The sequence below is a fragment of the Hymenobacter qilianensis genome (assembly GCF_014638675.1).
In the GTDB taxonomy this organism is placed as follows: Bacteria; Bacteroidota; Bacteroidia; order Cytophagales; family Hymenobacteraceae; genus Hymenobacter; species Hymenobacter qilianensis.
In genome coordinates this window covers 68,209-88,409 of record NZ_BMFN01000001.1, presented here as the reverse complement: position 1 = coordinate 88,409, position 20,201 = coordinate 68,209, and the positions used below count along the sequence as shown (strand labels likewise).

The following is a 20,201-nucleotide window of genomic DNA, read 5'->3' as shown; positions in this document are numbered from 1 at the left end:
GGGATGTAGCGCGAAGCGGAAGCTTCGCGCTATATGTGCCTAAGCAATGACCCGGACGATTCGCCAAGCCAAACTACAAATCAGCCTTCACAAAAAAGCCCCCCAGAACTATTCTGGGGGGCTTTTTATATAATGCTATAGCTTACTTTACTTGTTCTTCGACTTTGCTGGACCCTGCTTGCGGGCTTCGGCTTCGCGCTCCTGAGCGGTTTTCATGGCTTCGGCGAGGCGGGCCTGGAAGCCGCCGGGCTTTTTGTCCTTGTTCTTCACCTTGTTGGCTTCAAGCTGAGCCCGCAGCTTGGTTTCGTCCACGAAGCGGCGGGTAAGGGCTTGCTGGCCAAAGGTGATGACGTTGGAAACGAAGTAGTACCAAGTGAGGCCGGCCGCGAAGCTGTTCAACACGAACAGGAAAATCAGCGGCATCAGGTAGCTATAGAACTTCATGGGGCCCTGCATGGCGGTGTTGAGCTGGTTGCTTTGCCAGGTCATCAGCAGGGTGGAAGCTGTCATCAATAGCGTAAACATACTGATGTGGCTGCCATAATAAGGAATGGCGAAGGGCAACGTCGCAAATACGTCATAGCTACTCAGGTCTTTGGCCCACAAAAACGCCTCTTGCCGCAGCTCAATTGAGTTTGGGAAGAAGTTGAACATGGCAAACAGAATGGGCAGCGTGAGCAGAGTGGGAATGCAGCCGCTGAGCGGGCTCACGCCCATAGACGTGTAGAGCTTCATGGTTTCGCTCTGCACTTTGGCCTGGTCGTCGCCGTACTTCTCCTTAATCTCGTCCAGCTCCGGCTTCAGCACCTTCATGCGCGCCTGCGACACGTAGGTTTTGTACGTCAATGGCCAGGTAACCAGCTTAATAAGCAGCACCAACAGCGCAATGATAATACCGTAGCTGCTGATAAACTGCTCCAGGAAATGGAACACTGGAATCACGATGAAGCGGTTCATCCAGCGGAAAATACCCCAGCCCAGGTACACGTTGCGGTCAAAGCCGGGCGCCACTTCCTTCAGAATCTGGAAGGAGTTAGGGCCAAAATAGTAGCGGAACTGACCTTTGCCCCCCAGCACATCGGCGGCCGGAATCGTAAGCGTAGTGCTTAACGTTTTGATGAACTTGTTGGTCGAATCGGCAGCGGCGGGCACCGTCGAGTTGAATTTGCCGGTGCTGAACTGGTTTTCGGCAATCAGGCCCGCCACGAAGAAATCGTGCTTATGCGCGGCCCACTTCACGGGCTCGTTGATAACGATTTCCTCAGGGTCTTCGCTGGCCTCGGCCAGCGAGCCATCGTCGTCGTTAGCCAAGTAATGGTTGATGGTGGTGTGGTTGCGGTTCTGGGCGCGGTCTTGCTCCGTCTGGCGGACGCGGTCCAGGAAGGTGAGCGTGATCGGCTCCTGGGCAATGACGTTGCCCAGGCCCGTGAAGCGCATCTCGTAGGCCAGCTGATAGTTGTCGTTATACAGCGTGTATATCTGCTCAATTTGCCCCCCAGCCACAGCGGCGGTGAAGGTTAGACGCTGGCCTGGGCGGTTGGCATCGGCAGTAGGCTGAGGTGCGCTTGGCTGAAAGTACAGGTCTGAAAAGCGTACTGTGCGGCCGTCGGTAATTCGAAAGCGGGTATCAATCTTAGCGCTTTCCTTATCCAGCAAATCGAAGGGCTGACCGAAGAAGGTCTTGTACTTGTTCAGGCGTACGGCTTGCACCTGCCCGCCTTTGGTCGAAAAAGTTACTGACAAGTCTTCGTTGCTCAACTGCACATCCTGGGCGGTGCCTTGTGCTGCGGTGGCGAAAGCGCCGAATGCCTGCGCCTGCGCGGCCGAGTCGAGGGGAGCAGGTGTAGCGGCGGCCGCTGTATCTGCCGACTGAGCCGGGGCGGTAGCAGCGGCAGTGGTGGGCTTAGCGGGGGCTTTTTCCGGCTCCGACTTCGGCGCGAAGAAAAACAGATAGATGAGGAGCAAGGCCGAAATCAAAAACAGGCCGGTTGCTGAGTTCTTGTCCATTGAAGGGGAAATAAATGCGAAGGTGTTCGGTACTAAGGAAATAGCCGGGAAAAATGCCCCCCAGCGCGCGACGCTTGTGAGCAATAATTCGGCAACGCTGCTGCAAAGGTCGGTAGTGGCAGCTTATTTTATGCAGAAGTAGAAAAATCGGACGAGGTGACAGGGAAACTGCCCTGTTGTTACAAGCAAGGAGAGGAACCTGGCTGAGTAGTAACATGAACTCAACCAAATTCCTCTCCTTGTTCTTAATCAATTAGTTACAGCTCATTCTTGTGGTGCTGAATGGCAGCCCGCACGAAGCGCACAAATAAAGGATGCGGGTTCTCAACGGTGCTTTTCAGCTCGGGGTGAAATTGCCCGGCCACAAACCACGGGTGGCCGTTCAGCTCTATCACTTCCACCAAGCCAGTGCCGGGATTAACGCCGGAAGCCACCATGCCAGCAGCTTCAAATTGCTGTAGATACTCGTTGTTGAACTCGTAGCGGTGCCGGTGGCGCTCACTGATGTGGTTACGACCATAGGCTTTGGCTGCTTTGGAGCCGCGGCGCAGGTCGCAGTCGTAGGCGCCGAGGCGCATGGTACCGCCTTTCTGCGTGATATTCTTTTGCTCCTCCATCATGGCAATGACGGGAGTGGGCGTCAAGGGGTCCATTTCGGTAGAGTTGGCGTTGGGCAGGTTCAGCACGTGGCGCGCAAACTCTACCATGGCCACCTGCATACCCAGGCAGATACCGAAGAAAGGAATGTTGTTCTCGCGGACGTAGCGCACCGCGCACACTTTGCCCTCAAAGCCCCGCTCGCCGAAGCCTGGCGCTACCAGCACGCCATCGACGCCTTGCAAGAGCTGCCCAACGTTTTCGGGCGTAATATGCTCCGACTGAATGCTGCGCAGGGTCACTTTGCACTCGTTTTGAGCACCAGCGTGCACGAATGACTCGTTAATAGACTTGTAGGCGTCGGGCAACTCTACGTATTTGCCAACCAAGGCAATGGTCACTTCCTCGGTTGGGTTTTTTAGTCGGCCCAAAAAGTCCTTCCACACTTCCAAATCGGGCTGCTGGGCGCCGCCTGTAAGCTTTAGGCGTTTAATTACTCGCTCATCGAGTTGCTCCTTGCGCATGAGCAGGGGCACGGAGTAAATGCTATCGGCGTCTAGGCTTTCAATAACCGAGTTGATTTGGACATTACAGAAGAGCGCTATTTTGCGACGCATCTCCAGCGGAATCGGGTGCTCAGAGCGGCACACCAGAATATCAGGCTGCAAGCCGGCCTCGCGCAAATCGCGCACTGAGTGCTGCGTAGGCTTGGTTTTTAGCTCACCGGCCGCCTTCAGATAGGGCAGCAGCGTGAGGTGAATTACCAGCGAATCATTGGGGGGCAATTCCCAACGCAACTGGCGTACGGCCTCCACAAATGGCAGGCTTTCAATGTCACCAATGCAGCCCCCGATTTCGGTGATGATGACGTCAAATTCGTCGCCTTGGCCCAGCAGCAGCATGCGCCGCTTAATCTCGTCGGTGATGTGGGGCACCACCTGCACGGTTTTGCCCAGGTAAGCACCCTCGCGCTCCTTGCTGATTACATGGTTGTAGATGCGGCCCGTGGTCACGTTGTTGGCCTGCGACGTGGGCGTGTTCAGGAAGCGCTCGTAGTGACCCAGGTCGAGGTCGGTTTCGGCCCCATCATCCGTCACAAAGCATTCGCCGTGCTCATAAGGGTTGAGCGTGCCGGGGTCGATGTTGATGTAGGGGTCGAACTTCTGGATGGTGACGCGGAAGCCGCGGGCCTGCAGGAGCTTGGCGAGGGAGGCAGAAATGATGCCCTTGCCCAGGGAGGAGGTCACCCCGCCGGTGACAAAGATGTACTTGGCCGTTGCAGTCGGGGAGGAGGTATTTCGGTCTGGCATAACGGGAAACAAAGTTAGCGGGAATATCCGGGGCCACGAAGCTTTTTTGCGCTAAGCCCGTCAGATGCTCAGCAAATCGTTGTTTGTAGGGCCAAGCTTGGCTCTGCCGTCCTTGGGTTCGCGCTACACTCCTGCAACTCTTCAAGCCTGGAATAAAGTGCAGAATCATTGCGAAAAAGCCCCCTAGCGCTTCATTTACGGCATTATTTTGTGCATATTGCGGTAATAACTCTCTAGCAATGCTGCCGTACTCCCGTTTGCTCGCCTTCTTGATTTTGCTGCTGCTGCCTCTAAGCGCCGCCGCGCCGCGCTACGGGGTTTCGAGCGACGATGAGGAGGCCGAGATGAGTTCTAACCGCGGCAAAGGGCCGCGCTGGCTGAATAAAATGATTGCCGAATCGGTGGTGCTGCGCCAGCATCAGGTGGGTATTTCGATTACCGAAGTCGCCTCGGGCGAAAAGCTGTACGAGCTGAATGCTGACCGCTATTTCACTCCGGCCAGCAACATGAAGCTCTTCAGCTTTTATGCTGGTCTGCACCTGTTGGGCGATTCTCTGCCCAGCCTGCGCTACGTTGTGCGCGGCGACTCCCTGCTGTTCTGGGGTACCGGCGACCCCACGCTACTGCACGGCGATGTGCCCTCGCGGAAAGCGTTTGACTTTCTGCAAAACCGGCCCGAGAAGCTTTTCTATCGGGAAATTCCGATGACCGAGGCCGCCTTTGGGCCCGGCTGGAGCTGGGACGATTACAACTACTACTACCAGCCCGAGCGCTCGGCATTTCCGGTATATGGCAATGTGATTCGCTTCTATGCTGGCCCAAACCGGCGGCCGTCCGTGCGGCCTCGTTTTTTCAATCCGGTAGTGAAAGAAGCCCCGGCCGGTTTTCCGCATCCCGCCGACGACCATGTGCGCCGTGAGCTAACCGACAACCGCTTCGTTTACTTCACTTCGCCCAAGAAATGGATAGACGAAACACCGTTTCGCCCAAGCTCGCAGCTGGTGCTTCAGCTGTTGCAGGACACCTTGCGCCGGCCCGTGCTAAATGCCTCCTGGCGACCTGTGCGCCCGCAGGAAGCCGTACGTACGCTAGCGGGCTTGCCCGTTGATTCGCTGTACCGGCGGATGCTGCAAGTCAGCGACAATCTTTTGGCGGAGCAGCTGCTGCTTATGTGCTCCGCGCGCCTGCGCGCCGATTCTTTGAGCACCCAAAGTGTTATCAAGGCTGTCAGCACACAGTATTTGCAAGATCTGCCCGACGCCCCACACTGGGTAGATGGCTCTGGCCTTTCCCGCAAAAACCTGATTACGCCCCGCACGCTATCAGCTTTGCTGCTCAAGCTGCACCAGGAAGTGCCGGAGCCCCGCTTAATGAGCCTGCTGGCGGCTGGTGGTGGCCACGGTACGCTGCGCCGCGTGTACCGCGACAAGGCCGGGCCGTGGTTTTGGGGCAAGACCGGCACGCTCAGCAACAACCACAACGTATGTGGCTACCTCAAAACGAGGAAAGGTAAGCTGTTGGCTGTCAGTTTTATGAACAATAACCACGTGGCAGAGACGACTGTGGTGCGCCATGAAATGGAGCGGGTATTGAAAGAAGTGCGCGAGCGGATGTAGGAGCGCGTTGCAACGCGCTCACCAGCCTGGCCGGGTGGTACCACTATCGTTGAACAAGACGGCTGGGGCGCTTTTTTACTGAAACCGCAGCCGCTATTTCAACTTCCGCTACGCAAGCAACGTCTGCAACGATAGTGGTGCCACGACAAAAAAGGTGTGGCCCCACGCCGTTCTACAGGTATTATATATTTTTACCTCTATGCAGCCCATTATCAAAACCCGCAGCAAGGCCGAGGCGGAGGAAGCCCAGCGCCGCTATTTCTGGTCGCTGACGCCATACGAGCGAGTGGCGCTGGCCGTAAAGCTGAACCGGCAGGCGCGGGCTATTTACGCGGCCAATCCGGCCAATTCGTCGCTTGATTTTGCCCCCCACCAACATGGAAGACGAGTACTTAAATCTACTACGCCTATTCCAAGAGATCGGCGTTGAGTACGTGGTAGTGGGGGGCTACGCCGTCATTGCCCACGGTTTTCCGCGCACCACCGGCGATCTGGACATATTGGTGCGGCCTTCAACTGCCAATGCCCGCCGGGTTGTTCAGGCCCTTGAGCGTTTTGGCTATACTGACGGCGAGTTTGAGGAAACGGATTTTACGACGGTTCCTAACTTCATTTCCTTTGCTTCCAATGGCGTGTGGATTGATCTGATGACACAACTGTTGGGAGTAAGTTTAGAGGATTGCCTTAATGGAAGCCTGGAATTAACTTTCGCTGGTGTGCCAGTACAGCATATCAGCCTAGCTGCTCTGCGGCAAACCAAGCGGGCCACCGGGCGCCCCCAGGATCTGCGAGACTTAGAGAATCTGCCTGAGTAGTAGCTGAAGTTGGCTATGTTACTTTAATACAGCACCCGAAACTTAATCGTGTGCTCCACCTTGCGCAAGGCTCCAATTACCTCCGGCGCATATTCCTTGTCAATATCAGTAATCACGTAGCCGATGTGCTCGTTGGTTTTGAGGTATTGACCGAGAATATTGACCTGATGATCCGCCAATAGATTGTTGATGCTGGCCAGTACGCCGGGCACGTTGGCGTGCAGGTGAATAAGACGATGCGCCTGTTGCACAGGCAGTTGTATATTAGGCAGATTCACGCTTTGTTGGGTGTTGCCAGTATTCACGTAGCCCATGATGCGCTCGGGCACAAACTCGGCGATGTTGCGCTGCGCTTCGGCCGTACTGCCGCCGATGTGGGGCGTGAGCAGCACGTTGGGCAAGCCGCGCAGCTCGCTTTCGAAGATTTCGTGGTTGGTTTTGGGCTCGTAAGGAAACACGTCGATGCTGGCGCCGCCCAGGTGGCCGCTGCGGACGGCGTCGGCCAGGGCCGGAATATCCACGATGTGGCCGCGGCTGAGGTTGAGAAAAATGGCCCCCGGCTTCATCAAAGCGAATTCCTCGGCGCCAATGAGGTTCTTGTTCTCGGCGCGGCCATCTACGTGCAGCGTCACAACGTCGGCTTGCTGCAAAAGCTCCTGCAAGGTGCGGCACTTGACGGCGTTTCCGAGCTGAAGCTTTTCGGCTATGTCATAATAAAGCACCTGCATGCCCACCGCTTCGGCCACCACCGAAAGCTGGCTGCCGATGTTGCCGTAGCCCACAATACCCAGCTTTTTGCCCCGAATCTCGAAGCTGCCGCGGGCCGATTTGTCCCACTCGCCCTGGTGCATCTTTGGGTTCTTGTCAGGAATACGGCGGGCCAGCACGATGATTTCGCCCAAAGCCAGCTCCACAACGGAGCGGGTGTTAGAGAAAGGGGCGTTGAACACAGCCACGCCCTTTTTCATGCAGCCTACTAAGTCAATTTGGTTGGTGCCGATGCAAAATGCCCCCACGGCAATCAGGCGGTTGGCGGCTTCCAGCACGCGGGGCGTAACCTGCGTTTTGGACCGGATTCCGAGGATGCTGACGCCGGCAATGCGCTCTACCAGTTCATCTTCGTCGAGGCCGCCGGGCACGCTTTCCACCTGGTAGCCTTCCTGGCGGAACAGCTCGGCGGCGCGGGCGTCGGGGTTTTCGAGCAGGAGTACGCTGATGCGGTTTTTGGGGTAGCTGAGCGTCATGGGAAGCTTATTTTGGTAGAGAAACTCGTCGAAGGACGGGATGACTTCGTCGGCCTGGGCTACTACGGCGGCGCGGGCCACGTTTTCGGTGAAAGCGTAGAATCGGTTGGCGAGGCCGGCTTCGCGCATCTGATAATCGGTGTAGCCGTCGCCGAGCACGTACACATCGCCGGCCAGATCGAGCTGCCGGAGCTGCTCGATTTTGCCCCCGTCGCGGCTGAGCACGTTATCGGGGTCGAAGCCTGTAATTTGCCCCCCAGCGTCGTAAGTGAAGGTATTGGCCAGCACGAATTCGGGCGCGATGTCGAAATCGGCTACTACGGGCTCAATAAACTCGCGAAAGCCGCTGCTCACAATGTATATGCGGCCCCGAAACCGCTCAAAAAAGCTGCGGTTGCGCACGATGCTGTCCGAAACTTTGGTTTTGAGCTGGGCCACCAGCAAGGGCAGATGCTCGCGCCGCGCCTCCAGCAGCGCCAGGCGCTGCTTTAGCGACTCCGAGAAGTTCAGTTCCCCACTCATCCCCCGATCCGTAAGGGCCCGAATCTGCCCCACGATTTTTTCGCGTTCGGGATGATGCTGGAGGGCAATATCCGCCAGCTCATCCAGCCCTTCGACCTGGGTAAAGGTGCTGTCGAAGTCGATGATAAGGTAGGGCAGAGGCTGGGTTACGCTGGACATATTGGGGGGCAAATTAGCGCTGTAGATGTAACTAAATGGCGCTTAAAGCCAAGTTGAGGACTGGCCACAGCAATCTATAATTTCTAAGAATAGACAAAGCCAATGACTACAGCAGCTTGACTGTGACGCCGCAATAATACCACATGAAGTAAAGGGAGCCGCAAAAACTTCTTATGCAATCCGGCGCGTGGCGCAAGCGGGCACCCAGGCGTCGTGCTGGCAGACGATACACTTGGTTGCTTCGCCACGGGCCAACTCCTGCACATGAGCACACTGGGCGCAGGCATGAAAACCGGCTTCTTGGGCCCGGCGGCGCGTGTCGGCTACTCGCTCGGGCCAGATGGGCAAGCCGGGCCGCACGTCTTGGTCTTCATAAAAGTAGAGGCTAATGTCGCCGGTGGCTTCAATGTAAGCGCGCCGAACCTGGCCCAGATGCTCGACCTGGAGTTGGCGCATTTCGCCGAAAAGCTCTTTCTGGGTTAGATTCTGCTTGTTGAAATTCTCTAAGCGAATTTCACCATTTTCCACCAAGAGCACAGGAGCGCCTTCCAGCCAGTCGCTAAAGCCAGGATACCGCTCGGTCAGACGGTTGAAGAACAGATAAAGGCCCGACACCACCAAGAATACCACGAGCACGTGCAGAATGGGCACATCTTCGTAGAACATGGCATCGCCGGCGGCCGAACCCAGCGCCAGAATAATGCTCAGCTCAAAGAGGGAAAGCTGCCGTACGCCGCGCCGACCCGTAACGCGCAGAGCGCCAATAATGAATAGGTAAGTAAGTACGCAGCGAAAGGCTATTTCTAGCAAAAAGAGAGGCGGCGCGTCCTCGGACAAAAAAATACGGTTCCAGTCGAAGGGCTCAACAGGGGCAGCAAGAAATAGCATAGAGGCAGATAAAGGCTTCTGCGCTAACGAAGTAGTGCAACTTATTGTTGAGCTACAGGTGCCGCCCACCTGACTTTTTCTCGCTTCTTTTAATGAAACGGGCGCTTTTTGACCATGCCACCTTCCGCATCATCTATATGGTGCTGAACAACAAAGGCTTGCGGGTCGAGGCGACGTATCTCGGCGCGGAGAGCAGGAAGCTCAAGGCGCGTGACCACGGTAAACAGGATATCCATTTCCAGGTCTGTACTCCCCCGATTACCGAAGCCGCGCTTGCCCTGATAGATGGTTACGCCCCGCCCCAGATTGGTAGTAACGGCCTGCCGGATGGCTTCACTTTGGGCCGAAATAATGGTAACGCCTGTGTATTGCTCTATGCCATTGAGCACAAAATCAAGCGCCTTGGAAGCTGATACATAGGTTAGAATAGAGTACAGCGCCACCTGCACGCCCAGAATAAAAGCGGCAATGCCAAAAATTACGATGTTGAGCAGCAGAATAACGTCGCTGACCTTGAGCAGGGAGCTGCGCTTGCTGATGAGGAGCGCAGCCACCTCCGTGCCATCGAGCACCGCCCCGCCGCGCATGGCCAGGCCAATGCCCGCGCCAATAAACACTCCCCCAAATACCGAAGTCAGGAAGAAATCGGGGGTGACATCGGGGTAGGGCACCACGGCCAGGCACAACGCCAGTCCAGCAATAGCTATGGCGCTTTTAATCGCGAATGCTACCCCTATCTGGCGGTAGCCCAGCAGCAGAAACGGAATGTTTATGATGATGAGCAGCCAGGATAGCGGAATGCCCAAAGTGGATGAGAGCAGCATAGAAACCCCCGTGACGCCGCCATCGATGAAATGACTGGAAAGCAAAAAACCCTTTAGCCCAAAGCCGGCAGACAGAATACCAACCAGTACTAAGCCTGTATTTTTGATTCGGCGACTCATTGACAACGCTGGGATGTCGAGGGAGGCGGTGGAGGAAGCAGATCCAGACATAAAAGGGGATTGAAACAGGATAATGGCTGAGAAGCCCCCCAGAGGGCAAGCTCTACTGTAATGGTAGGGGCGTGGTCTGCCATACGGGAGCGTTTTGCAAACGCTATATAGCAAAGCTTACTCCCGTACCGCCGCCAGTATCCGCTTGATCAGCTCATCGGGTTTGCCATCGTGCCAGCGCCATACAACGACGATATCATGCTCAGGGTCAATCCAGATGGTGTTGGAGCCGGCCCCGAGAGCGGCGTAGCTAGTGGCTGGGGCGCTCGGCCAGGCTTTCTGCTCCGTATTCAGCCACCACAAATAGCCATAGTCGGGGCCGACGGGGCCGCGGGTAGTGGCCTGCTTTATCCAGCTGGCCGGCACGAGCTGTTTTGCCCCCCAGCGACCCTGGCGCAGCATGAGGTAGCCAAAGCGGGCCTCGTCGCGGGTGCTGATCCAGAGGCCGCCCCCCCAGCGCGTGCCGCCGCTCACGGAAGGCATCACCTTACCATCAATTTCGACGATAGAATTGCGATAAGGAACCCATTTCCAGGTGTCGGATGCCCCGATAGGAGTCATGATTTCATCCCGAAATACGTCCGGCAGCGGCTTGCGCCAAAGCTGCAACAAGGACAGCGCCATGCGATTGATGCGCACATCGTTGTACTCGTAGTATGTGCCGGGCGGCTGGAGGGCGCGGGGCTTCCGTTCGCCTTGTCCAAAGGCTTCCTTGCCAATAAAATTGACGTTTTTGCCCCACAGCGCGCCGGCCCACTCGCTGGTCTGGCGCAGGTGATGCTCCCAGGTAATGGACCGGTTCTGCTCGGAGGCGTAGCTGCCGTCTTTGATGTAATTGGCCACCGGGTCGCGCACATCTTTGATAATGCCCTTCTCTACTGAAAGCCCCACAATAGTCGATAGCACGCTTTTGGCCACGCTGTAAGTGGGGTCAGCGGCTTTGGTATCGCCCCACTCCGCCACGATGTAGCCATGACGCAGAATAAGGCCATTGGTGGCGGCCCGGCTGGGGGGCAATGGGCCAAGAGGCTCGCCAAAAATCTCCTTTTGGGTGGAGAAGTCGGGCTTCATCTGGGTGGTTTCCTGCTGCTTGGCAAAGGCTACAGCCTGTTCCAGCAAGGCCGCATCCATGCCTGCCTGTGCGGCTTCTTTGCGCTGCCAGGCGTCGCCGGCGGCGGGGAAGTAGAGGTCGGTTTGGGTCTGGGTGGTTTGCTGCGCGGTTTGGGAAGGCGTTTTGGCGCAGCCCAAAAAGGTGAGAAGAACGAAGAGATAGTAGGGGGTGTGGCGCATGGGGGGCTTTTTCAGGACAGCCAAAGATGCTTAACTTTCCCCATGTAGTGTATGATTTGATATCGTAAAATATAGGTGAGTACAACTAATCAGTATGCCCATGCACACGATCCTACGACTATGGAAGCTGCTGCTCGCCTTTACGCTGGTGCTACCGATGGCTCCGGCCGCTCAGGCTCAGAAAGCTACTATTGAGCGGCTTGATGGTAGTCGTATATCCGTGCCGGAAATAGAGCGATTGGTGCTCGCACTCATGGATTCGGCTCAGGTGCCGGGCTTGGCATTGGCTGTTCTGGAAGATAATAAGGTGCAATACGTGAAAACGTTCGGCTATCGCAACGTGCAGAAGCGTTTGCCTTTGGAACCGCAGACGGCCATGTATGCCGCGTCTTTCAGTAAAGCTGTGTTTGCCTACCTGGTAATGCAACTGGTGCAGGAAGGTGCCCTGGATCTGGATAAGCCACTGTATCAATATCTTGGCAAGCTCCTGCCCGAAATAAAAGGTTATCAGGACCTCGCTACTGATGAGCGCTGGAAGCAAATTACCGCGCGTATGGCCCTCACCCACACCACCGGCTTCCCCAACTGGCGCTGGTTTGAACCCGATGAGAAGCTGCGGTTTAAGTTTGCGCCCGGCACCAAATACTGGTACTCCGGCGAAGGCATCCAACTACTGCAAGTGGTGGTGGAGAAAATTACTCGAAAGGGCCTGCTTCAGCTAAGCGAGGAGCGAGTGTTTAAGCCTCTTAAGATGACGCGCACCAGCTATATCTGGCAGCCGGCTTTCGAGCTGAGCCACGCCATTGGCTATATGGAGGATGGCAAGGCGGTGCCCAAGGAAAAGCGCGATGAAGCACAAGCGGCCGGCTCCATGGAAACAACCATCACCGACTACGCAACCTTTATGGCCGCCGTGATGCAAGGCAAAGACCTCACTCCCAAGGCGAAGCAGGAGATGGTGCGGGCGCAGGTAGCTATTCCGTTCAAGGCGCAGTTTGGCCCGCTAGCCACCGTAGCCACCGACGAGAACAAGGCGATTAAGCTGGCTTATGGGCTGGGCTGGGGCGTGTTTGAGTCGCCGTATGGTCCTGCTTATTTCAAGGAAGGCCACGACGACGGATGGGAAAACCACAGCGTAGCGTTTAGTGACCAGAAGAAGGGCCTGGTTATCATGAGCAACAGCTCCAACGCGGATAAGCTGTTCAAGGAGCTGCTGGAAAAGATACTCGGCGATACCGCCACGCCCTGGCGCTGGGAGAATTATGTGCCCTACAATTACTCAGGTAAGTAAAAGTTGCCTGCTCATAAAAAAGCCCCCCAGTACACCTTTATACAGGTTTCTGGGGGGCTTTTTTTATCGATACATCCGAAGAGCAAGCCGGATTCTGCTGCTGGAGCTAGGCTGCTACGCTGGCATCTTGCAGCTGCTCCAGCGCCTCTGCATCAAGCTGTAGATCGGTGGCTTTCAGCAGCTCTTCTACTTGCGTTACGCTGGTGGCGCTGGCAATAGGCGCGGTGAGGCCGGGCTGGGCCATAATCCAGGCCAGGGCTACTTGGGCGGGCGTCGCGTGCAGGCGGGCGCTGGCCGCATCAAGAGCTGCCAGAATAGATAGGCCTTTCTCGTTCAGATACTTCTGGCCAACGCCACCACCGCGGGCGCTTTTCTTGAGGTCAGTTTCCGAGCGGTATTTGCCCGTCAGGAACCCTGAGGCAAGGCCGTAATACGGAATGACGCCTACGTTGTGCTCTCGGCACAACGGCAGCAGCTCCTGCTCAAACTCGGTGCGGTCGTAGAGGTTGTAAAGAGGCTGCAACGACTCGTAGCGGGGGAAGCCGTGCTGCTTGCTGGCCTGCAACGATTCGCGCAGCCGTGCCGCCGAAAAGTTGGAGGCACCAATCACGCGCACCTTGCCTTCCTTCACCAGTTGAGCATAGGCTTCCAGCGTTTCCTCTACCGGCACGGTCAGGTCGTCTTTGTGCGACTGATATAGGTCGATGTAATCAGTTTGGAGGCGTTTGAGCGAGCCTTCCACGGCCCGCAGAATATAGTTCTTGGCCAAGCCTTTGTTCTCCGCATTCACTTCCCAGCCTACTTTGGTGGCAATAACCACGTCGTCGCGGCGGCCGCGCTGCTTCAGCCATTTACCAATAATAGTTTCGGATTCGCCCCCCACATGGCCGGGCACCCACACGGAGTAGCCGTCGGCGGTGTCAATGGCATTGCCGCCCCCCGCCACAAAGGCGTCGAGCACGGCGAAAGAAGTAGCCTCGTCAGCGGTCCAGCCGAATACGTTGCCGCCTAATACGAGAGGAGCTATAGAGAGCGAAGAGTTACCTAGTTGACGCTTGTTCATGATAATAGATGGTGTTTTGCTTAAATAAGCCAGGTTAGAAATGCTTTCGGTTTACGTTGGAAAGCGAGTAGGGTAGGAAAAGCAAGAAACCAGAAGGCTAAAAGTCAGTGAGGCAGTTGTCCCAGCACCAAGTGTTAGTCGGGGCGCACCAGCACCAAGCGCTGATGCTGACCTAGCATTTCGGCCGTATACACGCCGCTGGGCAGGGAACGACCGTTTTGGTCTTCAGCATTCCAGGGCAGCTCGTGAGGACCCATTTCGGTGGATGACTGGAAAGTGCGCACTACCTGGCCTTGGGCATCGCGGATGCGCAATGTGTGCTGGCCGGGCGTGTGCAGCGTATAGTGGAGGGTAGTGCGGCCGCCAAACACCCGGTCGCTGGGGGCCGTCAGCGTTAACGTTTCGGGAGCGGCGGCAGTAGAAGCACTGTTCAGGCGAAGGCCCTGAATAGCAACGGTAAGCGGCTGATTTTGAAAGCGAACACGCACATGCAAAGCTTGTTCGGTAGTATCGTAGCGCCAGGTATCGGCGGGGGCGGGCTGTCCGGCTACGAGCACAGCGGTAGGGGCGGCAGCTACGCGCGGAATCAGAAGCTCGATAACGCGGCTGGGGGGCATTTTGGCGTAGCCCTGGCCACTGGCACTTACCTGAATCTCGGTTTGGTTGGCGGCCGTTGTGCCCGCAAAAGAAAGTAGCTGAAATTGCCCCCCATCCATTGCCTGCGCTGATTTTCCGTCATCTTCATAAAGCGTAAAGCTGGATTCAGGAACGCCGTAATCAGCATAAAAGCGCACGCGCAGGGTATCGGTGTGGTAGCGGGCCGTGGTGTTGACGTAGGGTGCCAGCGGCAGAAAAGCACCGGCCTTCACCAGAAGTGGCACCCGCTCCAACGGGGCACTACGCCCTGCTATTTTCCCCCCAGCCAGGGTTTCATGGGAGTGAAAATCAATCCAGTTGCCGACGGGCAGCAGCACGTTGCGGCGGCGCTGCCCTGGCTGCACTACGGGCGCCACCAACAGGTTTGGCCCAAGCAAATACTGGTCGTTCACGTTGCCCAGCTGCTCATTATCCAGCCCCGGAGCTGCCTCGTAGTTCATCGGGCGGGCGAGCGGCGCGCCGGTCTGGGCATTCTGCCAGGCCAGAGTGTAGAGATAGGGAAGCAGCTCGTAGCGCTGGCGGGCGGCATTGCGCACGATGCTTTTGTAGGGCTCCGGGTAATAGTAAGGCTCGGGCGGAACGCCTTCGCCGTGGGGGCGCATGATCGGGCAAAGCGAGGCCATTTGCAGCCAGCGGGTGTACAGTTCCGGGTCGATGGGCCCCACGCAGAAGCCGCCGGCATCGGAATGCATGTAGCCCACGCCGCCCATGCTCACGCCTAGCATAATGGGAATCTGGGCCTGGAAGCCCGACCACGACCGGTTGATATCGCCCGACCAGGGAAACACGCTATTGCGCTGCATGCCCGCCCACCCGGAGCGCGCCAGGTTGAATAATCGCTCCTGTGGATATTCCTGGGCGTATTTCTCGGCAAGAATGCTGGCCCACGCCTGCCCATAAGCATTATGCACCTGGCGCGTGGGGCCGGTGACGTGGTGCATCTCCACGGGGTGATTTTCGGGCTCGCCTAAGTCACTCCACCAGCCGCCCACGCCTTCGGTTTTGCGCTTTTTGTAGTACGACCACAGCCACTGGCGGGCGCTGGGCTTAAACATATCGAGCAACGACGCCGGCCCGGCCCAGAAGGAAGCCACCGTGAACGGACGCCCCACCGAGTCGGTGCCAACCAGGCCCTGGGTGCGCACAACGGAGTCGTTGCGGGAAGCGCGCATCACGTACGGCTCCGAAATCAGGATGGTCTTGACGCCCACCGAATCCAGATTGCGCATCATTGCGGCGGGCTTCGGGAATTTCGGGTAGTTCCAATCGAGGTTGCCCTGGTCTTTGGTAGTGCCAAACCAGTACAGGTCCAGCACCAACGCATCCAGCGGAAACCCTTCGCGGCGCATGCGTTGGGCCACGGCTTCGGTTTCGGCCTGGGAGCGGTAGCCAAAGCGACTCTGAATCAGGCCCAATGCCCAGCGCGGAGGCAGCGGCTGACGGCCGGTAAGCGCCGTGTAGCGGTCCAGAATAGTGGCGTATGAGTCGCCGGTTACGAGGAAGTAGCCCAGGTTGCGCAGGCCTTCGCCACCGTATTCCAGCACGCTCTTATTGGTTGCGCCCAGATCGAGGTAGCCAGCCGTGTGGTTGTCAATGAACACCGCATAGCCCCGGCTCGACACCACAACTGGCAGCGTTAAATTGAGGTTTTCGGTACCGTTCTGATAGGCGTAGCGGGCTTGGTTGTACAGCTCCAGGCGGCGGCCCCGGCGGTCAAGCGGCAAGGCCCGGGCACCGGTGCCATAAAGCTGCTCGCCGGGCCGCAGCCGGAAGCTCACGCCTGTTTCATTTGAGGATGAGGTAGTTGCGCCGCGCTGAAAAGCCCCCCAGGCCTCCGTCGCCACCGTATCGGGGCCTCGCAGCAGGTGCACCCGCAGCGGACTCTTGCTGACTGCCACCCGCAGGTTTTCGGCTAACCCGACCTCCAGACTTCGGCTGGTTTCACGAACACCCGTTGCCAGACCAGCGCTTGGCTGCGTGACCACACTCACCGACGCATCGGGCTGCACGGGGCTGCCAGCAGGGAAGTACTCTATGCGCACCACACCCGTCGCCCACGGGCGCACCCGCAGCGTCGCCCCATCGGTAGCCCTGATGCTGAGCTGGCCGGCCGTGTACTGATGCGAGCGGTACGCCGCAATAGGGCGCGCCGGGGCGGCAGGCTTCTGGAATGGGTCCTGGGTAGGTGGCCCTTCACCTTCGCGCTGCCCGAAGCCCGGCAGGCTCAGCGTGGTTGAAAGAAAGAGCAGGAGAAGGCAATGGCTTAACAGCAGGGGCATAGCGTAGGGACTTTGCGGGGCAAGATACTGGATGTAGCCGCGGGCAAGCTCCTTCCCAAAGCAACGGTGTGAAATAGCCTCCGGCGTATCGTCATGGGCTATTAGCCGAAGCAAGAAAAAGAGTCGGCTACTCTAGGAAGAAGCAACCGACTCTTTTTACGGGTTCGAAGGATTTTAACGTCAGCTGATTGTTAGTTCCAAGCTATGGTCATTGAGCCGCATAATGTGCCCTGTGGTGCTTGTTTTTGCAACAGAAGGCTTGAAGCTTTAAGAGTATAGTAGAGTGGCCCTTAAGACTGCCTGGAATTCATAATACAGCAACTGAGGAAGAATTATTGCGGCTCGTTTCGGTGCTTAACAAGCAAGCTTAATATTAGTTTTAAGTATCTGATAATGAGTATTTTGGACATAATTTTGCACTATCTAAAACTCAACTGTACTAAACCTGTCTCGTAAGCCCATCTATCCACCTACCAAACCCCAATCGTTATGCAAGAAGAAAGCAAATTCACCGGTACTGCCCAACTCGACGCTACTATTCAAGCTCTGCAAGGCGGCAACCTTGCCGGATTAGCCCCCCAGGCTAGCTCTAATATTCAAAACTGGATCAGCACGTTGCAGAACTCCAATAACGGCCAGCTCTCCGGTATTGCCTCCGAGTTGGAGCGTCTCAACGACGCGCTATCGGGCAGCTCGCCCGATACTTTGCAGGTACAGCAGTCATTAAAAACGTTGGGCGAACATACCATGCGGGCCGCCGAATCGGCCGATCCAGGCTCACAAGAAAAAGTGCGCCAGCTAGGTCAGGCACTGAGCTCGGCCGCCAGCCAGATTCATTAAGCGCTCATTTTGCCCCCCAGAAATCGGATTGTTGCTGTATGGCATGGTCCGATTTTCTTTATCCTTATTCTCTGCTCTTTTTCAAAGCCTTTCTCTGCTATGTCAACATCCCCAAATAACCTCGCCCACCTCGATTCGACCCTCAATTCGCTTAATGGAGGCCTGCACGAAGCTCGTCACGGTGCTACTCGTAGCATCAACAGCTGGATCGATACCCTAAAGGTGAGCGCCGATACTAAATTAAACGGTGTAGCCCACGAGCTGGAAAATCTCAAAGACCTGCTCGATTTACCCATGCCGGATACTTCCCAGCTTAGCCAGTCGCTCACTAAACTGGGCGAGCATACCATCAAAGCCGCCGCTGGTGCCGACGGCGCCACCGCCGATAAGCTACAGCAGTTAGGCCAAATGCTCAGCAGTGCGGCCGGCCAGTTAAAGTAATTCTCATTTAGAAGAACAAGAAGGGGGTTGATTAGATGCTGGTTTATAGCATGTAATCAACCTCCTGCTTTGGTTATAAATCAGCTTATGCTTGTAAGAACGTCATGCAGAGCGGAGCGAAGCATCTCGCGTGTTTGGTTGATTTACTATCACAACATCAGCACGCGAGATGCTTCGCTGCCGCTCTGCATGACGTTCTTTTAGTGTATGATCTACTAAGTATTAGTCGCCTTAATAACCCATCGCCTTATCGTCGCCCCTTGGATCGGCGCCGCCTTCCAGGTGGCCGTCGGGTAGCACACGGATGGCATCTACGCGGCCCCAGGCACTACGCGGATTGATTTTGTAACCACGCCGTTGCAACGTGTCGCGGGCGGCGGGGAGGAGGGCGTTTTCTTCCGCGTCAATCTGGTCGGGGAGCCATTGATGATGCAGGCGCGGTGCGGATACCGCTTGCTGCATAGTCATGCCATAATCGAGCACGTGGATGATGGTTTGAAGCACACTGGTGATAATAGTACTGCCGCCGGGCGTACCCACCACCATAAACAGTTTGCCGCCCTGCGTAACGATTGTCGGCGTCATAGACGAAAGCATGCGCTTACCGGGCTCAATAGCGTTGGCAGTGCCGCCGACCAGGCCATAATAGTTGGGCGCGCCAGCTTTCACCGAGAAGTCGTCCATTTCATTATTCAGCAAAAAGCCCGCGCCAGCCACTACCACTTTGCTGCCGTAGCTACCGTTGAGCGTAGTAGTGCACGATACCGCGTTGCCCATAGCATCCACGATGTTGTAGTGAGTGGTTTGGTCGCTTTCGTACACGGGCAGGCCCGCGCCAGCCTGCACCTCAGACGACGGCGTGGCCCGGCCGTTATTTTCCAGCGTACTCATCCTATTCTTAACATAAGTCGGATCGGTGAGTTGGGCTACGGGCACTTTACCGAAGTCCGGGTCGCCGAGGTAGGTGGCGCGGTCGGCATACACCCGGCGCTCAGCCTCCGTTATATAATGCACGGCCAGCGGCGAGTGCCAGCCGGCGGCGCGCAAATCGTAGGGCTCCAGCATTTGCAGCATTTGCAACAAAGCCACGCCACCGCTGCTTGGTGGGGGCATTGCAATCAAATCGTAGCCCCGGTAGCTACCGCGCAACGGAGCGCGCCACTTGGGTTGGTACCTCAGCAAATCCTGCTCGGTAATAATGCCGCCGCCCCGCTGCATCTCAGCCACGATGAGCTTGGCCGTTTGACCCTGATAAAAGCCCGCCCAGCCCTTGTCACGAATGCGTTCTAGGGTGCGCGCCAGGTCGGGGTAGCGAATGGTGTCGCTGGCCTGCCAGGGGCGCGTATCGCCATCGGGCCGCACGTAGGCGGGCGTATGCTTGGGGTTATACTTAATGAAATCCGGCCGGGTGCGGTTGAGGCCAGCGGCTTCTTTGCTCGTGAGCACCACGCCGCGGCGAGCCAGCTCTACGGCGGGCTGCACCAGCTCGGTCCAGGGGAGCTTGCCCAGCTTTTGGTGCACGGTTATCATGCCGGCTACTGTGCCCGGAACCCCCGACGCCAGGTGGCCCGCCGTGCTCAGATCCGTAATGACATTGCCTTGCTTGTCCAGGTACATATCGCGGCTGGCGGCGCTGGGGGCCATTTCCCGAAAATCCAGGGCGCCTATGCTGCCCTCATTCCCCCGATACAGAAAGAAGCCGCCGCCGCCAAGGTTGCCGGCCGTTGGTAAAGCCACTGCCAGCGCAAACTGTACCGCTACGGCTGCGTCATAAGCATTGCCGCCCTTTTGCAATACTTCCAGACCAATGCGCGACGCCTCCGGGTGAGCCGATACTACCATGGCCTGCGCCGTAATCAGGCTCGGCTCGGAATCTGGCAACGGCGCTGCCAGCGTGTTGGCGGGAGTAACAGAAGCGGTTGGCGTGCTGGTGGTGCACGCCAGCAGCGCCAACAGGACGAAGGAGTAAAAGCGGGACTTCATGCAAGTAAGATAAGGCTTACAGCCGTTACCAAGCTTTGTGCCCCTTTTAATAATATAGCCTTGGTAAAATATATTTTTTAAAACGACCCCAAATTTGCCCCCCAGCACGGCATGTTACGCTGAGAAGATAAAAATAAGGCAGCTTTGAGTAGCTTAAGAACCGAACTGCCTCACTAACACCGCCTCCGCAAGAAGAGCCGGTGA

The 20,201-nt window shown here is 56.8% G+C and carries 15 protein-coding genes; 6 read left to right on the top strand and 9 right to left on the bottom strand.

The genetic code is table 11. The features are described 5' to 3' along the window. Positions 1 to 147 precede the first annotated feature (147 nt). Positions 148 to 2,007 (bottom strand): membrane protein insertase YidC, encoded by a 1,860-nt coding sequence (yidC, locus tag IEW06_RS00350; RefSeq protein WP_188547143.1) that lies wholly within the window; start codon positions 2,005 to 2,007, stop codon positions 148 to 150. A 257-nt stretch (positions 2,008 to 2,264) separates the two neighbouring features. After that, complete coding sequence (pyrG, locus tag IEW06_RS00345; RefSeq protein WP_187731263.1) at positions 2,265 to 3,914, bottom strand: CTP synthase; 1,650 nt, start codon at positions 3,912 to 3,914, stop codon at positions 2,265 to 2,267. Positions 3,915 to 4,153: 239 nt separating this feature from the next. Between pyrG and IEW06_RS00340 the strand changes: the two genes are divergently transcribed. The 3 genes from IEW06_RS00340 (at position 4,154) to IEW06_RS00330 (ending at position 6,345) form a co-directional block, all read left to right on the top strand. Then, a complete protein-coding gene (locus IEW06_RS00340) occupies positions 4,154 to 5,530 on the top strand; it encodes a D-alanyl-D-alanine carboxypeptidase/D-alanyl-D-alanine-endopeptidase (RefSeq protein ID WP_187731264.1) in 1,377 nt (458 codons plus the stop codon). Positions 5,531 to 5,729: 199 nt separating this feature from the next. Next, positions 5,730 to 5,960, top strand: a complete 231-nt coding sequence (locus IEW06_RS00335) for a hypothetical protein (protein WP_187731265.1) — start codon at positions 5,730 to 5,732, stop codon at positions 5,958 to 5,960. Beyond that, positions 5,908 to 6,345 (top strand): nucleotidyltransferase, encoded by a 438-nt coding sequence (locus IEW06_RS00330; RefSeq protein ID WP_187731266.1) that lies wholly within the window; start codon positions 5,908 to 5,910, stop codon positions 6,343 to 6,345. Before IEW06_RS00335 ends, IEW06_RS00330 begins: the two co-directional genes overlap by 53 nt. A 23-nt stretch (positions 6,346 to 6,368) precedes the next feature. On the opposite strand, the gene serA is transcribed toward IEW06_RS00330, so the two are convergent. The 4 genes from serA to IEW06_RS00310 all read right to left on the bottom strand — a co-directional run bounded on the left by serA (position 6,369) and on the right by IEW06_RS00310 (position 11,443). After that, the gene (gene serA / locus IEW06_RS00325) at positions 6,369 to 8,270 is read right to left on the bottom strand and encodes a phosphoglycerate dehydrogenase (RefSeq protein WP_187731267.1); all 1,902 of its coding nucleotides are present in this window, start codon (positions 8,268 to 8,270) and stop codon (positions 6,369 to 6,371) included. A 171-nt stretch (positions 8,271 to 8,441) separates the two neighbouring features. Next, the gene (locus IEW06_RS00320) at positions 8,442 to 9,158 is read right to left on the bottom strand and encodes a DUF421 domain-containing protein (RefSeq protein WP_187731268.1); all 717 of its coding nucleotides are present in this window, start codon (positions 9,156 to 9,158) and stop codon (positions 8,442 to 8,444) included. Between the two features lie 89 nt (positions 9,159 to 9,247). Beyond that, positions 9,248 to 10,153: a YitT family protein gene (locus IEW06_RS00315; protein ID WP_229743014.1), complete on the bottom strand. Its 906-nt coding sequence runs from the start codon at positions 10,151 to 10,153 to the stop codon at positions 9,248 to 9,250. A gap of 117 nt (positions 10,154 to 10,270) precedes the next feature. Then, positions 10,271 to 11,443, bottom strand: a complete 1,173-nt coding sequence (locus IEW06_RS00310; protein WP_188547141.1) for a serine hydrolase domain-containing protein — start codon at positions 11,441 to 11,443, stop codon at positions 10,271 to 10,273. Positions 11,444 to 11,543: 100 nt separating this feature from the next. Between IEW06_RS00310 and IEW06_RS00305 the strand changes: the two genes are divergently transcribed. Further along, the gene (locus IEW06_RS00305; RefSeq protein WP_223284399.1) at positions 11,544 to 12,734 is read left to right on the top strand and encodes a serine hydrolase domain-containing protein; all 1,191 of its coding nucleotides are present in this window, start codon (positions 11,544 to 11,546) and stop codon (positions 12,732 to 12,734) included. A 106-nt stretch (positions 12,735 to 12,840) separates the two neighbouring features. On the opposite strand, the gene IEW06_RS00300 is transcribed toward IEW06_RS00305, so the two are convergent. Both IEW06_RS00300 and IEW06_RS00295 read right to left on the bottom strand, forming a co-directional pair. Then, positions 12,841 to 13,797, bottom strand: a complete 957-nt coding sequence (locus tag IEW06_RS00300) for an aldo/keto reductase (RefSeq protein WP_188547139.1) — start codon at positions 13,795 to 13,797, stop codon at positions 12,841 to 12,843. A gap of 134 nt (positions 13,798 to 13,931) precedes the next feature. Further along, the gene (locus IEW06_RS00295; protein ID WP_188547137.1) at positions 13,932 to 16,733 is read right to left on the bottom strand and encodes a TIM-barrel domain-containing protein; all 2,802 of its coding nucleotides are present in this window, start codon (positions 16,731 to 16,733) and stop codon (positions 13,932 to 13,934) included. Between the two features lie 489 nt (positions 16,734 to 17,222). Here IEW06_RS00295 and IEW06_RS00290 point away from each other — a divergent pair, with 489 nt between their 5' ends. Both IEW06_RS00290 and IEW06_RS00285 read left to right on the top strand, forming a co-directional pair. Further along, on the top strand, positions 17,223 to 17,573 hold the full coding sequence (locus IEW06_RS00290; protein ID WP_188547135.1) for a hypothetical protein: 351 nt from the start codon (positions 17,223 to 17,225) through the stop codon (positions 17,571 to 17,573). 99 nt (positions 17,574 to 17,672) lie between these two features. Then, entirely contained in the window at positions 17,673 to 18,014 is a 342-nt protein-coding gene (locus IEW06_RS00285; RefSeq protein WP_187731273.1) for a hypothetical protein, read from the top strand. Between the two features lie 231 nt (positions 18,015 to 18,245). Here the strand turns inward: IEW06_RS00285 and ggt are convergent, their stop codons facing one another. Continuing rightward, complete coding sequence (gene ggt, locus IEW06_RS00280; RefSeq protein ID WP_187731274.1) at positions 18,246 to 19,997, bottom strand: gamma-glutamyltransferase; 1,752 nt, start codon at positions 19,995 to 19,997, stop codon at positions 18,246 to 18,248. Positions 19,998 to 20,201 lie beyond the last annotated feature (204 nt).

Coding starts and splice junctions, on each gene's coding strand:
- pyrG (WP_187731263.1), bottom strand. CDS start 3,914: ATGCCAGACCGAAATACCTCCTCCCCGACTGCAACGGCCAAGTACATC.
- IEW06_RS00315 (WP_229743014.1), bottom strand. CDS start 10,153: ATGTCTGGATCTGCTTCCTCCACCGCCTCCCTCGACATCCCAGCGTTG.
- IEW06_RS00285 (WP_187731273.1), top strand. CDS start 17,673: ATGTCAACATCCCCAAATAACCTCGCCCACCTCGATTCGACCCTCAAT.
- IEW06_RS00330 (WP_187731266.1), top strand. CDS start 5,908: ATGGAAGACGAGTACTTAAATCTACTACGCCTATTCCAAGAGATCGGC.
- yidC (WP_188547143.1), bottom strand. CDS start 2,007: ATGGACAAGAACTCAGCAACCGGCCTGTTTTTGATTTCGGCCTTGCTC.
- IEW06_RS00305 (WP_223284399.1), top strand. CDS start 11,544: ATGCACACGATCCTACGACTATGGAAGCTGCTGCTCGCCTTTACGCTG.
- IEW06_RS00340 (WP_187731264.1), top strand. CDS start 4,154: ATGCTGCCGTACTCCCGTTTGCTCGCCTTCTTGATTTTGCTGCTGCTG.
- IEW06_RS00335 (WP_187731265.1), top strand. CDS start 5,730: ATGCAGCCCATTATCAAAACCCGCAGCAAGGCCGAGGCGGAGGAAGCC.
- serA (WP_187731267.1), bottom strand. CDS start 8,270: ATGTCCAGCGTAACCCAGCCTCTGCCCTACCTTATCATCGACTTCGAC.
- IEW06_RS00320 (WP_187731268.1), bottom strand. CDS start 9,158: ATGCTATTTCTTGCTGCCCCTGTTGAGCCCTTCGACTGGAACCGTATT.
- IEW06_RS00300 (WP_188547139.1), bottom strand. CDS start 13,797: ATGAACAAGCGTCAACTAGGTAACTCTTCGCTCTCTATAGCTCCTCTC.
- ggt (WP_187731274.1), bottom strand. CDS start 19,997: ATGAAGTCCCGCTTTTACTCCTTCGTCCTGTTGGCGCTGCTGGCGTGC.
- IEW06_RS00310 (WP_188547141.1), bottom strand. CDS start 11,443: ATGCGCCACACCCCCTACTATCTCTTCGTTCTTCTCACCTTTTTGGGC.
- IEW06_RS00290 (WP_188547135.1), top strand. CDS start 17,223: ATGCAAGAAGAAAGCAAATTCACCGGTACTGCCCAACTCGACGCTACT.
- IEW06_RS00295 (WP_188547137.1), bottom strand. CDS start 16,733: ATGCCCCTGCTGTTAAGCCATTGCCTTCTCCTGCTCTTTCTTTCAACC.